Raw genomic sequence first — 13763 nt, 5'->3', positions numbered from 1 at the left:
CGTCGGGCCGCACCGTGGGTGCATGACGACATTCGAGGTGGTCGCCGAGGGTCTGGGCAAGCGGTACGGCCCAACCAGGGCGCTCGACGAGTTCGACCTGACCGTGCCGAGCGGCACGGTCCACGGACTGCTGGGACCGAACGGCGCGGGCAAGACGACTGCCGTACGGATCCTCACCACGCTGCTGCGCCTCGACACGGGAACGGCGACGGTGGCCGGGTACGACGTGCTGCGCCAGCCGGACGAGGTGCGCGCCCGGATCGGGCTGACCGGGCAGTACGCCGCGGTCGACGAGATCCTCAGTGGCCGGCAGAACCTGGAGCTGTTCGGCCGGCTGTTCCGGCTCGGCCGACGGGAGGCCCGCCGACGCGCCGATGAGCTGCTGGAACGGTTCGGGCTGGACGAAGCGGCGAGCCGATCCGCCGGCGACTACTCGGGTGGGATGCGTCGCCGCCTGGACCTCGCGGCCAGTCTGATCCGTACGCCGCGGGTGCTGTTCCTGGACGAACCGACGACCGGCCTGGACCCGCGCAGCCGCAACCAGGTCTGGGATCTGGTCCGCGGTCTGGTGGCGGACGGGACCACGGTGCTGCTCACCACGCAGTATTTGGAGGAGGCCGATCAGCTCGCCGACCAGATCTCGGTGATCGACGCCGGTCGGGTGGTGGCCGAGGGCTCACCGGACCAGCTGAAGGCGATGACCGGCGGCGACCGGATCGAGGTGGTGGTCCGCGACGCGGCCGAGCTGAGCCAGGCGGCCCGCCTCGTCGCGCGAATCTGCGGCGCGGAGCCCGAACTCGACCCGGAGGTGCGACGGCTCAGCGTGCCGGTGGTCGATCGCGTCGCCGGCCTGGTCGACGTGGTGCGCGCACTGGACGACGCCGGGACCGCGGTCGAGGACATCGGCCTGCGGCGCGCGACGTTGGACGAGGCATTCCTGCACCTGACCGGGCGTCGGCCGGATGAGTCCCGCGAGCCGGTCCGGGCCGGACGAGAGGTGGAGATGGCATGACCGCGGCGATCGTCGACGGTTGGACGATGACCAGGCGGAACATGACCCACGTGGTTCGCGCGCCGGAGGAACTGATCCTCTACTTCTCGCTGCCGATCATGTTCGTGCTGGTCTTCGGGTACGTGTTCGGCAGCGGCATGCAGGTGCCGGGTGGCGGCGACTACCGCGAGTTCCTGCTGCCCGGGGTCTTCGTGATGACGATGCTCTACGGGCTGGGGGCCACGGCGACCGGCGTGGCGCTGGACCTCAGCCGAGGTGTGGTCGACCGGTTCCGGTCGATGCCGATGGCACGGTCCGCCCTGATGACCGGTCGCAGCGCCGCCGACCTGCTGCGCGCCCTGCTGGAGATGTCCACCCTCCTGGTGTGCGGCCTGCTCGTCGGATGGCAGTGGCGAGAGGGTGTGGGCAGGGCGTTTCTGGCCGTCGGACTCCTCCTGCTGCTGCGAGTCGCCATCACCTGGATGGGGATCTACCTGGCGCTTCTGGTCCGCAACCCGGACACCGTCGGCGTCATCGTCTTTCCGGCGGCGTTTCCGCTGACCGCGATCTCCAACGTCTTCGTGTCGCCCGAACTGATGCCCCCGGTCATCGGGACGATCTCGGAGTGGAACCCGTTGTCGGCCACCGTCGCGGCGATCCGCGAACTGTTCGGCAACCCGGGCCTGGGTGGTGACTCCTGGCCGGCGGAGCACGCGATGCTGTTGGCGGTGCTGTGGCCGGTGCTGCTGATCGCGACGTTCGCCCCGCTGGCCGTACGCCGCTACCAGCGGTTGAGCCGCTGACTCCGGCCGTCCGGCAGGGTCATCGGCGGGCCCGCAGGGCGTGGAAGGCGGCACCGACGGCGAGCACACCGAAGCCGGCGATCACGCTGCTCAGCGGCAGGTTGACCGCGAGCAGCAGGCACCCGACCAGCCCGAGAACGGCGAGCACCCGGACCGGCAACCGCCGGTCCGGGTCCCGCCCCAGGGTGAGCGCCGCCGCATTGGTGATCGCGTAGTAGACCAGCACCGTGCAGCTGGAGAAGCCGATCGCGTCGCGTACGTCGCCGACCAGCACCACCACGATCACCACGGCGGCCACCGCCAGTTCAGCGCGGTGCGGCACCTGGCGCACCGGGTGCACGGCGGCCAGCGCACCGGGCAGGTCACGGCGGCGGGCCATGGCGAGGGTGGTCCGACCCACCCCGGCCACCAGGGACAGCAGCACCCCGACGACCGCGATGGTGGCGCCGGCGCGGACCAACCACGCCAGGCCGGGCAGCCCGGCGGCGGTCACCACGTCGACCAGGGGCGCGGCGGATCCGGCCAGCCGGTCGGCGCCGAGCACGCCGAGGGTGACCGTCGCCAGCACCAGGTAGATCACGAGCACCACCCCGAGCGCCAGCGGCACCGCGCGCGGAATGGTCCGCTGCGGGTCGCGGACCTCCTCGCCCAGCGTGGCGATCCGGGCGTACCCGGCGAAGGCGAAGAACAGCAACCCGGCGGCGGTGAGCACGCCCCGCGCCGAGCCGCCGGGCTCGCCGAGCCGGTCCAGATGCACCGGCCCACCGACCAGGCCGACGACGGTGACCACTGCCAACACCGCCAGCACCAGGGCGACCAACGCCCTGGTCACGGTGGCGGTTTTGCCGATGCCGCGCAGGTTCACGGCGGTCACCGCGAGCACCGCGCCGACGGCGACCAGTCGGGCCTGGCCCGGCCAGAGGTACGCCCCGACGGTCAACGCCATCGCCGCGCAGCTCGCCGTCTTGCCGACCACGAAGCCCCAACCGGCCAGGAAGCCGGCGAACGGCCCGAGGCGCTCCCGGCCGTAGACGTAGGTGCCACCGGACTCCGGGTACCGGGCCGCCAACCGCGCCGAACTGGTCGCGTTGCAGAAGGCCACGAAGCCGGCGAGCGCCAGCGCGGGCAGCAGGCCGGCGCCGCCGGACGCCGCCACCGCCGGGCCGAAGACCACGAAGACGCCCGCGCCCAGCATCGAGCCCAACCCGATGACAACCGCATCGGGTACGCCCAGCCGCCGCGCCAGTTGATCCACGAATCAGAACCTAGGGGTACGAGGTGAACGGCCGGTCCCACGCGCGTAACCGGCCGGGGAGCGGCAGATCGTCCCAGGGCACCCGGTGCAGCAGCCGGTCCAGGAGAAGGCCCAGCAGCAGCCCGGCGACCGAGTCGGTCAACCAGTGCCAGCCGAGGTAGGTGGTGGTGGTGAGGACGACCAGCGGCGGTACGACGCGGATCACGGTGACGAGCCGGCTCGGGAGTTGCCGGCCGAAACTGCGGGCCAGTGGGGCGAGCAGCAGCGCGATGACCCCGTACCAGACGATCGCGTTGGCGACGTGCCCCGACGGGTAGGACTGGGCGAACCGCACCGGCAGGTCGTCGTGGAACAGCGGCAGAGTCTGCTCGGGTGTCAGGAACGGCTCCTTGACGCTGGCGCTCGGTGCCGCCCGCGCGGTCCAGACCTTCAGCGGACCGATCGTGAAGGTGGTGATCACGAATCCGACCACCGGCAGCAGGATCGGCCGCACCGACCGCAGCCGGACGGCCAGCAGCACGCCCAGCCCGACGCCGATCAGGGTCAGCGGGGTGCCCTGGCCGAGGAAGTTCAGCACCCGGGCGACCCAGTACGCGGCCGCCGGCCGGTGCCCGTCGGCCCAGTCGGCGACCGCCCGGTCCAATCCGAAGAGCTGGTGGGCGGCGAGCGCCACCGTCAATCCGACCAGACCGACCAGCAGGAGCGCGTCGAACCACCAGCTGGCCGGGCGAACGGACCGTAGCCGCAGGTCACGTCGTACCACTGTGGGTTTGAGCACGCGACCACGCTACCGGCCCGGCGCGAGGCCGGGGTGTGCGGCGCTGTGGGCCCAACCACGATCAGAGGCGGATGCGGGGGGCGACCAGTCATGCTTGTGCCGTGCGGATCACGTCTGCCCTCGTGGACCCGGCGCTGCTCGACCTGCCCTGGTCGACACCGCTGGAGGAGTGGCCTGCCCAGCACCTGGTGGCGCTGCCGCAGGGCATCTCCCGGCACATCGTCCGTTTCGTCCGGTTGGGCGACTACGTGTACGCCTTCAAGGAGACCCGCGAGCGGATCGCCGAGCGGGAGTACGACCTGCTCCGGGCCCTGGAGCGGATCGACTTCCCCTCCGTCGAGGCGGTCGCGGTCGTCGCTGACCGGCAGACCGAGGACGGGGAGCCGCTCGAATCGGTGCTGATCACCCGGCACCTGCAGTTCTCGCTGCCGTACCGGGCGCTCTTCTCGCACACCCTCCGCCCGGAGACGATGAGCCGGCTGCTCGACGCGCTCGCCGCCCTGATCGTGCGGATGCACCTGACCGGCTTCTTCTGGGGCGACTGCTCGCTGTCGAACACGCTGTTCCGGCGGGACGCGGGTGCCTTCGCCGCCTACCTGGTGGACGCGGAGACAGGTGCCCTGCACAACTCGCTCTCCAACGGTCAGCGCGGTGAGGACCTGGAGATCGCCCGGGTGAACATCTTCGGTGAGGCGCTGGATCTGCAGGCCGCCGGCCTGCTGCACGAATCCATCGACCCGGAGGTGGTGTGCGAGGAGGTCGTGCAGCGCTACGAGCGGCTCTGGCACGAGATCACCTACGAGCAGGCGATCGAGCGCGAGGCCCGGCGCGACATCGAGGGCCGGATCCGCCGCCTCAACGAACTGGGCTTCGACGTCGCCGAGGTGGCCATGTCGTCCATCGACGGTGGGCGTTTCCTGGTTCGACCGAAGGTCGTCGACGCCGGCTACCACACCAGGCGGCTGCTCCGGCTGACCGGGCTGGACGCCGAGGAGAACCAGGCCCGCAAGCTGCTCAACGACCTGGATGCCTACCGCGCCGAGAGCGACCTGATCGACGAGCAGCAGGCGGCCCACCGCTGGCTCACCGAGGTCTTCGAGCCGGTGGTCCGGGCCGTTCCCGCGCACCTGCGCCGCAAGCTGGAGCCGCAGGAACTGTTCGCCCAGATCATCGAGCACAAGTGGCTGCTCTCCGAGCAGGCCGGCCGGGACGTCGGGATGCGCCACGCGGTCCAGTCGTACCTGGCCGATGTGCTGGTGCACCGCCCCGACGAGCAGGCCGTCCTCGGAGTGGACGTCCCCAGCCTCAGCTAGGGCCCAGCCCGGTTGTTCGTGGCCCGGTTGTTCGTGGCCCGGTTGTTCGTGGCCCGGTTGTTCGAGGCCCGGTTGTTCGTGGCCTGCGGATTTGAGGTCTGGCTCTTCGAGGCCGGGGTCTGGCCCGCATCCGGTTGCTCGCCGGCTCAGCGGCCCGGACGTATCCAAGCCGTTGCCTTTGGAGCTGATGTCGTAAACGATTCACCCTCGCTCGGCTGGGCTGAACCGATGGGCTGGGTTGGGCTGCTGGGTTGAGCTTGGTCGTGGGTTGGGCCTGGCTCGTGAGTAGGGCCTGGCTGCTGCGTTGGCCAGAGGGTGGGCCGGGTTCGCAGGTTGGGTTGGGCTGGACTGGGGCTGATGTCGTAGACGATTCAGCTCCAAAGGCTCTCTAGGTGCACTGTCGGGCTAGCCCTGGGCGGGCAGCGTGCGGCCATGTGCCGACACCGAGCGTGTGGAGTCGTGCCCCACCCCGCCTACCTGCCGACGGCGCTCCCCGCCCCACCCCGCTGTCCGCCCGCGAGCCCGTCTGCCTGCCCTTCCCAGGGGCGCCCGGCAGCCGCGTCAGCCGCGCAACAGCCGCAACAGCCGCGCGTCAGCCCCGCGACAGCCGCGTCACTCCACCCAGGAGCCTGCGCGCAGCACCCGCACCACGTTGAGGTCGTCGTCGAGCACCACCAGGTCGGCGCGGAGGCCCACCTGGAGGGACCCGACCCGATCGCCCAGGCCGATGGCCCGCGCCGGGGTGGTGGCCACCATCCGTGCGGCGTCGGCGATCGGGATTCCGGCGTTCACGGCGTGCCGCAGTGCCGCGTCCATGGTCAGCGTGCTGCCGGCGATCGCGCCGTCGCGGGCGAGTCGGGCCACCCCGTCGGCGACGGTGACGGCCTGGCCGCCCAGCTCGTACTCGCCGTCGGGCATGCCGGCGGCGGCCATCGCGTCGGTGATCAGCGCGGCGCGGTCCGGGCCGGCGGTCGCGGTGGCGAAGGTCAGCATTCCGTCGTGCAGGTGAATCCCGTCGGCGACCAGCTCGCAGATCACGGTGGGCGCGTCGAGCAGGGCCACCACCGGCCCCGGCTCACGGTGGTGCACCGGCCGCATGCCGTTGAACAGGTGGGTGCCGACGCTGGCGCCGGCGGCGACCGCGGCGCGGGTCTGCTCGTACGTGGCGTCGGTGTGGCCCACCGCCGCCACCACCCGCTGCGCGGTGAGCAGCTTGATCGCCTCCAGCGCGCCGTCGCGCTCCGGGGCGAGGGTGACCATCCGGATCGCGCCCCGGCCCAGCTGGATCAGCTCGGTCAGCTCGTCGGTCGACGGGTCGCGCAGGTACTCCGGGTTCTGCGCGCCACAGCGGGTGGCCGACAGGTAGGGCCCCTCGAAGTGGATTCCTGCCAGCACGCCGTCCTCGACCAATGGGGCGAACGCCTCGGTGGCCGTACGCATCAGCGCAAATGGTGAACTGACCAGGCTGGCCAGCAGCGTGGTGGTGCCATGGGCGAGGTGGAAGTCGGCGGCCGCGCGGGCCTCGTCGGCGTCCCCGGTGGTGAAGGTGTGCCCCCCGCCGCCGTGCGTGTGCATGTCGACGAAGCCGGGCACGATCCAGTGCCCGTCGCGCACCGACGGATACTCGGCCACGGCTGTGATCCGATCACCGTCCCACTCGACGCAGCCCTGTCGGACGACTCCGGTCGGGGTCACCACTCGGCCGTTCACCCGTACGGTCATCGCTTCTCCTGACGGTCACGGACACCCATGGCGTCCAGGGCGAGCAGGGCGGCACCGAGGCAACCGGCCTCGTCGCCGAGGGCTGCCGCGACCAGTTGCGGCTCCCGGTGGAAGGTCATCCGTTCGTGCAGCGCCGCCCGCAACGGAGTCAACAGCCGGTCCCCGGCCTGGGCCAGGCCGCCGCCGAGCACGATCGTCGCCACGTCGAACAGCGCCTGCCCGCTGGCGAGGCCGTCGGCGAGCGCCTCGATCGCCTCCTGCCAGACCTGGCCGGCGAGCGGTTCGCCGGCCGCTGCCCGCTGGGCCACCTCGGCCGCCGTTACCGGCGGTTCAGCCACCTCGGCCGCGGTCACCGGCGCGTCGGCGGTGTCGCCGGCGAGTTCGGCGTAGCGGCGGCCGATCGCGGCGGCTGACGCGACCGCCTCCAGGCAGCCGGGGCGGCCGCAGCCGCAGCGCGGACCGTCGGGCCGGACCAGGATGTGGCCGATCTCCCCGGCGGCGCCGTGGGCTCCCACCGCTGCCGTGCCGTCGACGACGTGCGCGGCGGCGATGCCGGTGCCGATCGCCACGAACAGCACGTGCCCGGTGCCGCGTCCCGCACCGAGCCGGGCCTCGGCGAGACCACCGACACGCACGTCGTGGCCGAGCGCCGTCGGCAGGCCGAGCCGCCGCACGGCCAGGTCCCGCAGGGGTACGTCCCGGAAGCCCACGTTCGCCGACCAGACCGCGACGCCGCGTGCCTCGTCCACCACTCCGGGCACGGCGATGCCCACCGCGATCGGGGTGAGCCCGTCTGCGCGGGCCTTGTCGGCCAGCCCGCCGGCCACGTCCAGGATGGTGCCGACCACGGCGGCCGGGCCGCGTGCGGCGTCGGTGGCGTGCCGTTCGGTGCGCACCACGACGCCGTCCGGTCGGACCAGGGCGCACTTCATGCCGGTGCCGCCGACGTCCAGCGCAACGACCACGCGGTCGTCGCTCACGCCAACACCACGGACCGGGTCAGGTGGCGGGGCGCGTCCGGGTCGAGGCCCCGGCTGGTGGCCAGCGCGACCGCGAAGCGCTGGGCCAGGATCAGGTCGGCCATCGGGTCGACCGGGGTACGGCCTGCGGACCAGCTGCCCAGCACCGTGCGCCAGCCGTGTGTGCGGCTGTGCACGAAGGCCGCGCCGGTGGCCGCCACATCCTCGGGCAACCCCTCGGGCAGCTCGCCGAACGCCCAGACCAGCCGGCCCGGCGCGGCGACCGAGATGGGACCGTGCCGGTAGTCCATCGCCGGGTACGCCTCGGCCCAGAAGGTGGCCGCCTCGCGGCACTTCAGCGCCGCCTCCTGGGCCAGACCGACCGTCCACCCCCGACCGAGGAAGGTGACCTGCTCGATGGTGGCCGGGTCGATCGGCAACGGGGATCGCACCGCCACCTCGGCGTCGGCGGCGAGCGCTGTCACCGGGTCGCCGAGTTGAGCCCGGAGCAGGGCCAGCGCCGTGGTCGCGAAGCGGGTCTGCACCACCGACCGTTCGTCGGCGAAGGGCAGGGCCACGGTGGCGGTGGCCAGCTCGACCGCCGGGGACGCGGGGTCGCCGACGATCACAGTGGTGGGTGTTTGTCCGCGCAGCGCGGCGAGCAGCTCCAGCACCTCGGTGGTGGTGCCGGAACGGGTGATCGCGATCAGCCGGTCGTAGCGGCGGCCGGCGGGGAACTCGGACGCCTGGAACGCGTCGGTCTCACCCTGGCCGGCCTGCTCACGGCGGGCCGCGTACGCCATCGCCATGAACCACGACGTGCCGCAACCGACGACGGCGACCCGCTCCCCGGGGCGCGGCAGGTCCCCGCGTACGACCTCGGCCAGCCTGGCCGCGTCCCGCCAGCAGTCGGGCTGGCTCGCGATCTCCGCGTCCACGTACGCCATGGGAAACTCCTCGCAGGGCCGATCAATGCGCATTACGGCTCGTTAGACCCGCATTTCGCGCGTTATTCTGCGCGAACGCGGGTGACCATGGCAACCGGCCGGCCGATCGCGCAGGTCAGTCTTTTGCGCCAGCCTAGTTTCGCGCACTAGTGTGCACGCAATCAATCACCGTCCGTGCAGTTGCTGGGAGGGCCCCCGCAGTGGACCGGTACGCCAGGTGGAACGCCCTGCTCGAAATGCTGACCGACAACGGCCGGGTCAGCGTCGAGGCGGCAGCCGAGCGGCTGGACGTCTCCCAGGCCACCATCCGGCGTGACTTCGACCAGCTCGCGCAGCAACAAATGATCACCCGGACCCGGGGTGGCGCGGTCGCCAACGGCGTGTCGTACGACCTGCCGCTTCGCTACAAGACGGCCAAGCACTCGGCCGAGAAGCAGCGGATCGGGGCCGCCGCCGCCGCGCTCGTCACGCCGGGCACCGTGGTCGGCCTGAACGGTGGCACCACCAGCACCGAGGTGGCGAGGGCGCTCGCCGTGCGACCGGATCTGAACACCAGCGCCGAGGGTGCTCAGCTCACCGTGGTGACGAACGCGCTGAACATCGCCAACGAGCTGCTGGTCCGGTCCCGGATGAAGGTCGTGGTGGCCGGCGGTGTGGTGCGGCCGAAGTCGTTCGAGCTGGTCGGCCCGCTGGGCGGGGCGCTGCTGCGCGAGGTCACTCTGGACGTCGCCCTGCTCGGCGTGGACGCCATCGACCCGCAGCTCGGTGCCGCTGCCCACCATGAGGGGGAGGCGGCGATGAACAACCTGATGGTGGCCCGCGCCAAGCGCGTGGTGATCATCGCGGACTCGTCCAAGCTGGGCGGTCACGCCTTCGCCCGGATCTGCCCGGTCGAGCGGGTGGAGACGCTGGTGACCGACTCCGGTGCCGCGCCGGAGGTGGTGGAGGCGTTCCGCGCTGCCGGCGTCCAGGTCATCTGCGCCTGAGGGGTCACGCTCCGTCGATGAAACGGCCTATTCGGCGCGTCGATGCATACCGGGTATTGCGCACTTCTGCATACCGCGTATGGTGTCGGCTGTCACGCCCACCATCGGGGGAGGTGCAGCTTGCCAGCTGTCCTGGAGATCGAAGGTCTACGTAAGACGTACAAGAGTCGTCGACGCGGCACCCGCAACGCGCTCGACGGCTTCGACATGCGGGTCGACGCGGGGCAGGTGCACGGCTTCCTGGGTCCCAACGGGTCAGGCAAGACCACTACGCTGCGTACCCTGCTCGGCCTGATCCGACCCGACGGCGGCCGGATGGCGCTGCTCGGGCACGAGGTTCCCGATTCGCTGCCCACCGTCGCCGGCCAGGTCGGCGCGATCGTGGAAAGCCCTCAGTTCTTCCCGCACTTCACGGCCCGGGACACGCTGTCCCTGCTCGCCGGTGCGGGCGACGTGCCGGCCGTCCGCGTCGACGAGGTCCTGGAACTCGTCGGGCTGCGCGATCGGGCCGGCGAGCGGGTCAAGACGTACTCGTTGGGCATGAAGCAGCGGCTCGCCGTGGCCTCGGCCCTGCTCAAGAACCCGAAGCTGCTCATCCTGGACGAGCCGGCCAACGGCCTCGACCCGGGCGGCATCCGGGAGATGCGCACGCTGATGCGCACCCTCGCCGAGTCCGGAATGACCGTGGTGCTGTCCAGCCACATCCTCGGTGAGATCCAGCTGATCTGCGACTCGGTCACCATCATCTCGCTGGGCCGGCGGGTCGCGTTCGGTCCCGTCGACGAGGTGCTCGCGCAGCACTCGTCCGGTGCGGTCCGGATCCGGCTGGAGGCGGTCAGCGACCTGCCGGTGGCCACCGAGGCGCTGACCCAGGCGGGAATCCGGGTCACCGGTCACCCGGACCACCTGATGCTGACCGGCGTCGACAAGCCGGCTTCGGTGACGCGGCTGCTCGCCGAGAAGAACCTCTACGTCAGCGAGTTGTCGCCGATCGCCGTCGATCTGGAGAGCGTCTTCCTCGAACTGACCGCCACCGCGCCGGTACCCGGTCAGCATCGGCAGGTCGACGAGTCTACGAAGGTTGGCGGGGCGGGTCAGCCCGGTCCCGCCGGGGGAGGGTGGGGCGCGTGAGCCTCTTTCGTACGGAGCTGCGCCGGCTCACCAAGCGGCGCTTCACCCGCTACTCGACGCTGCTCGGCCTGCTGGTGCTGGTCGCGGTGGTGGTCGGGGTGTTCTTCACCAACCAGAAGATCGACGCCACTCAGCTCGCTCGGGCCGAGCGCCAGGCCGACCAGCAGTACCAGGAACAGGTGCGCTGGAGCGAGCAGGAGCGCGCGGAGTGCGAGAAGGCCAAAACGGCCGGTACGGCGAGCGACCGGCCGTTCCCGGACGACTGCTCGGTGATCACTCCCCCACCCCGGGACCAGATCCAGGCCGACTGGTTCCTGCCCTCGACGTTCGACTTCGCCAAGACGTTCGACGAGACGCTGATCCCGTTCGCGGCGATCCTCGCCCTGGTCGGGTTCGTCATCGGCGCGTCCTTCGTCGGGGCCGAGTGGAGCACCGGCGGCATGATGAACCTGCTGCTCTGGCGGCCGAAGCGGCTCACCGTACTGCTCACCAAGCTGGCCGCGCTGCTCACCGGCATCCTGGCGGTGACGCTCCCGGCCGCGGTGCTGTGGTTCGCCGGGTTCTGGGCGGTCGCCACGTTCCGGGGCAGCACCGAGAAGATGACTTCCGGGGTCTGGCAGTCGTTCCTGCTGACCAGCCTGCGCGGAGTGGCGCTGGTCCTGGTGCTCACCACCATCGGCTTCGCCCTCGCCTCGTTGGGTCGGCACACCGCGATGGCCCTCGGTGGCGTGGTGGCGGTGATGGTCGTCGGGCAGTTCGGTCTGGGCATCCTGCTGGGAATGGCGGGCGTGCGGTTCGCCGAGGCCTGGCTGCTGCCCACGTACATCCTGGCCTGGATGACGAAGACGGTCACCCTGGAGGACTGGAGGTCCTGCAACGCGACCTACTTCGGGGAGTGCAAGCCGGCCACCATGGACATCACCTGGCAGCAGTCCTCGGTTCTGCTCTCGGTCTCGGTGCTGGTGATCCTCGGGGCGGCGCTCTGGACGATGCGTCGCCGCGACATCACCTGACCGGACCGAAGTGACGCGGCGCGGCCGGCCCGGCCGTCGGGGTTCCCGGCGGTACGGACCGGCCGCGCCGCCTGCTGCGTCCCTGGTCGTCGCTGACTAGGCTGAACGACATGTCCGCCGACACCTCCCCGGCCGCCCCCGAGCCGTCCACCGACGCTCGTCCGGGTGAGCCTGCGGGTGCTGCCGGGCCGACCGTCCCGAACCCCCGACCGGCGCCGTCCATCGAGACCGCCGCCGCGCCTCCCGCCGCCGACGCGCCTCCCGCCGCCGACGCGCCTCCCGCCGCCGACGCGGCGCAGCCGGCTGACCCGGCGGCGGGGCTGACCGAGCGGGAGCGGGCCATCCTCGCCTTCGAGCAGCAGTGGTGGCGGCACGCCGGCGCCAAGGAGCAGGCCGTCCGGGACACCTTCGGAATCTCGTCGACCCGGTACTACCAGCTGCTCAACGGCCTGCTGGACAATCCGGCAGCCCTCGCTGCCGACCCGGTGCTGATCAGCCGACTCCGCCGCCTGCGCTCCTCCCGAGCCCGCAACCGCCGCCGCTAACCCCCCACCCCACCCCACCCCACCCCATCCCACCCTCCGTCCCGTCCCGTCCCACCCCACCCACCCCGCCCCACCCCGCCCTCCGCCCCGGCGATCTTGCACTTTCTGTTGCCGATTTGCGTTCTTCGGGGCCTTTGTCGGGGCAGAAAGTGCAAGATCGCGGAGGTGGTCGGCGGGCCGGGCGGGCCTGTTGCGGTCGCATGGCGGGTGGCCCGGCGGGTACGCGGGAGGCGTTCCGGGGTCGCACGCGACCTCGGGCCCAGGAAGGGAGCGGGGTATGACGGCAACGAACCAGAGCGGCACCGGACAGCAGGCCCGCCAGGAAGCGTCGCGCGTCGGCCAGCAGGCCGCCCAGGCTGGGGGGCAGGTCGCCCATACTGCGGCTGAGCAGGGCGGGCAGGTGGCCGCAGAGGCGCGGCGACAGGCCCAGCAGTTGACAGGTGAGGCCACCGGGCAACTTCGTGATCAGGCGCAGACGCAGCAGCGGCGGGCCGCCGCAGGCCTGCGCGACCTGGGTCAGAACCTCAGTTCGATGGCCGAACGGGACGGCGATTCCGGGTTGGCCGGTCAGGTGGTACGCAAGGCGGCCGACACCGCCCAACAGGCCGCCGGTTGGCTCGACGCGCGCGAACCCGGCGAGGTGCTCGACGAGGTTCGCAGGTACGCGCGGCAGCATCCGACGACGTTCCTCGCGGGCGCGGCGGTGGCCGGGCTGCTGGTTGGGCGGCTCACCCGTGGCCTGACCGCGCCGGCCTCGGGCAACGGTCGGTCTGCGGGCGCGTCCGGTGCTCCGTCATCCGCACCGGGTGCCCCGGCAGACGCCGGTCAGCAGCCGTACGTGGGTACGGCGCGGGCGCAGAACGTCTCGCCTCCCGGTGCGCAGGCGCGGGACCTGCCGGGCGGGGTGGCACCGTGAGCGCCCCGGAGAAGGAGCGGACCCAGGCCTCGGTCGGCGAGCTGATCGGCGACGTGACCCGGGACATGTCCACCCTGGTCCGCAAGGAGGTCGAACTGGCCAAGGCCGAGCTTCGCGAGGAAGCCAGCCAGGTGGGCAAGGCGGGCGGCATGTTCGGTGCCGCCGGGCTGGCCGGATTTCTGGCTGTGCTCTTCGTGTCGTACGCCCTCTGGTGGGGGCTGTCCAACACGATGGACCAGGGGTGGGCGGCGCTGATCATCGCGGTCCTCTGGGCGGCCGTGGCCGGTGGCCTCTTCATCAACGCCCGGACCCAGTTGAAGCGGGCTCGTACGGTTCTGCCCCGGACGAAGCAGACTGCCCGGGAGTTGCCGGACGCCCTGCGAGGTCGGTGAACGAGTCGGGAG

The 13763-nt window shown here is 71.8% G+C and carries 14 protein-coding genes; 9 read left to right on the top strand and 5 right to left on the bottom strand.

Going from position 1 to position 13763, the window contains the following annotated elements:
- The first annotated feature begins 22 nt into the window (after positions 1-22).
- Positions 23-1012, top strand: coding sequence for an ATP-binding cassette domain-containing protein (locus tag ACZ6NZ_RS15650; RefSeq protein WP_465858716.1), 990 nt, complete (start codon positions 23-25; stop codon positions 1010-1012).
- Positions 1009-1794, top strand: coding sequence for an ABC transporter permease (locus tag ACZ6NZ_RS15645; RefSeq protein WP_366610859.1), 786 nt, complete (start codon positions 1009-1011; stop codon positions 1792-1794). Before ACZ6NZ_RS15650 ends, ACZ6NZ_RS15645 begins: the two co-directional genes overlap by 4 nt.
- Before the next feature lie 19 nt (positions 1795-1813).
- Here ACZ6NZ_RS15645 and ACZ6NZ_RS15640 read toward each other — a convergent pair whose 3' ends face one another.
- Together ACZ6NZ_RS15640 and ACZ6NZ_RS15635 are read right to left on the bottom strand one after the other, a co-directional pair.
- Positions 1814-3049 carry an APC family permease gene (locus tag ACZ6NZ_RS15640; RefSeq protein WP_465858715.1) on the bottom strand — a complete coding sequence of 412 codons (1236 nt, stop codon included), beginning with the start codon at positions 3047-3049 and terminating at the stop codon, positions 1814-1816.
- A gap of 10 nt (positions 3050-3059) precedes the next feature.
- Positions 3060-3797 carry a phosphatase PAP2 family protein gene (locus ACZ6NZ_RS15635; protein ID WP_465858879.1) on the bottom strand — a complete coding sequence of 246 codons (738 nt, stop codon included), beginning with the start codon at positions 3795-3797 and terminating at the stop codon, positions 3060-3062.
- A gap of 101 nt (positions 3798-3898) precedes the next feature.
- Here ACZ6NZ_RS15635 and ACZ6NZ_RS15630 point away from each other — a divergent pair, with 101 nt between their 5' ends.
- On the top strand, positions 3899-5140 hold the full coding sequence (locus ACZ6NZ_RS15630; protein WP_465858714.1) for a DUF4032 domain-containing protein: 1242 nt from the start codon (positions 3899-3901) through the stop codon (positions 5138-5140).
- Positions 5141-5752: 612 nt separating this feature from the next.
- On the opposite strand, the gene nagA is transcribed toward ACZ6NZ_RS15630, so the two are convergent.
- From nagA to ACZ6NZ_RS15615, 3 genes are read right to left on the bottom strand one after another with little or no spacing between them, the layout of a single operon-like run.
- Positions 5753-6862, bottom strand: a complete 1110-nt coding sequence (nagA, locus tag ACZ6NZ_RS15625) for an N-acetylglucosamine-6-phosphate deacetylase (RefSeq protein ID WP_465858713.1) — start codon at positions 6860-6862, stop codon at positions 5753-5755.
- Positions 6859-7842 (bottom strand): ROK family protein, encoded by a 984-nt coding sequence (locus ACZ6NZ_RS15620; protein WP_465858712.1) that lies wholly within the window; start codon positions 7840-7842, stop codon positions 6859-6861. The genes nagA and ACZ6NZ_RS15620 overlap by 4 nt, the downstream gene beginning before the upstream one ends.
- On the bottom strand, positions 7839-8768 hold the full coding sequence (locus tag ACZ6NZ_RS15615; protein WP_465858711.1) for an SIS domain-containing protein: 930 nt from the start codon (positions 8766-8768) through the stop codon (positions 7839-7841). Before ACZ6NZ_RS15615 ends, ACZ6NZ_RS15620 begins: the two co-directional genes overlap by 4 nt.
- Before the next feature lie 200 nt (positions 8769-8968).
- Between ACZ6NZ_RS15615 and ACZ6NZ_RS15610 the strand changes: the two genes are divergently transcribed.
- The 6 genes from ACZ6NZ_RS15610 to ACZ6NZ_RS15585 all read left to right on the top strand — a co-directional run bounded on the left by ACZ6NZ_RS15610 (position 8969) and on the right by ACZ6NZ_RS15585 (position 13751).
- Entirely contained in the window at positions 8969-9754 is a 786-nt protein-coding gene (locus ACZ6NZ_RS15610; protein WP_112605171.1) for a DeoR/GlpR family DNA-binding transcription regulator, read from the top strand.
- A 120-nt stretch (positions 9755-9874) separates the two neighbouring features.
- On the top strand, positions 9875-10885 hold the full coding sequence (locus tag ACZ6NZ_RS15605) for an ABC transporter ATP-binding protein (RefSeq protein WP_465858710.1): 1011 nt from the start codon (positions 9875-9877) through the stop codon (positions 10883-10885).
- Entirely contained in the window at positions 10882-11898 is a 1017-nt protein-coding gene (locus ACZ6NZ_RS15600; protein ID WP_465858709.1) for an ABC transporter permease subunit, read from the top strand. Before ACZ6NZ_RS15605 ends, ACZ6NZ_RS15600 begins: the two co-directional genes overlap by 4 nt.
- A 110-nt stretch (positions 11899-12008) precedes the next feature.
- On the top strand, positions 12009-12443 hold the full coding sequence (locus ACZ6NZ_RS15595) for a DUF3263 domain-containing protein (RefSeq protein ID WP_465858708.1): 435 nt from the start codon (positions 12009-12011) through the stop codon (positions 12441-12443).
- Positions 12444-12720: 277 nt separating this feature from the next.
- A complete protein-coding gene (locus ACZ6NZ_RS15590; RefSeq protein ID WP_465858707.1) occupies positions 12721-13359 on the top strand; it encodes a hypothetical protein in 639 nt (212 codons plus the stop codon).
- Entirely contained in the window at positions 13356-13751 is a 396-nt protein-coding gene (locus tag ACZ6NZ_RS15585) for a phage holin family protein (protein ID WP_465858706.1), read from the top strand. The genes ACZ6NZ_RS15590 and ACZ6NZ_RS15585 overlap by 4 nt, the downstream gene beginning before the upstream one ends.
- Positions 13752-13763 lie beyond the last annotated feature (12 nt).

This window comes from Micromonospora sp. NPDC047756, from assembly GCF_055587245.1.
The sequence above is the reverse complement of the archived record's forward strand: the minus strand, read 5'-3'. Positions and strand labels throughout refer to the sequence as shown.

What these genes read in the sequence shown, in the direction of transcription:
- ACZ6NZ_RS15650 (WP_465858716.1), top strand. Translation starts at nt 23, where the DNA reads ATGACGACATTCGAGGTGGTCGCCGAGGGTCTGGGCAAGCGGTACGGC.
- ACZ6NZ_RS15645 (WP_366610859.1), top strand. Translation starts at nt 1,009, where the DNA reads ATGACCGCGGCGATCGTCGACGGTTGGACGATGACCAGGCGGAACATG.
- ACZ6NZ_RS15630 (WP_465858714.1), top strand. Translation starts at nt 3,899, where the DNA reads ATGCGGGGGGCGACCAGTCATGCTTGTGCCGTGCGGATCACGTCTGCC.
- nagA (WP_465858713.1), bottom strand. Translation starts at nt 6,862, where the DNA reads ATGACCGTACGGGTGAACGGCCGAGTGGTGACCCCGACCGGAGTCGTC.
- ACZ6NZ_RS15615 (WP_465858711.1), bottom strand. Translation starts at nt 8,768, where the DNA reads ATGGCGTACGTGGACGCGGAGATCGCGAGCCAGCCCGACTGCTGGCGG.
- ACZ6NZ_RS15595 (WP_465858708.1), top strand. Translation starts at nt 12,009, where the DNA reads ATGTCCGCCGACACCTCCCCGGCCGCCCCCGAGCCGTCCACCGACGCT.
- ACZ6NZ_RS15590 (WP_465858707.1), top strand. Translation starts at nt 12,721, where the DNA reads ATGACGGCAACGAACCAGAGCGGCACCGGACAGCAGGCCCGCCAGGAA.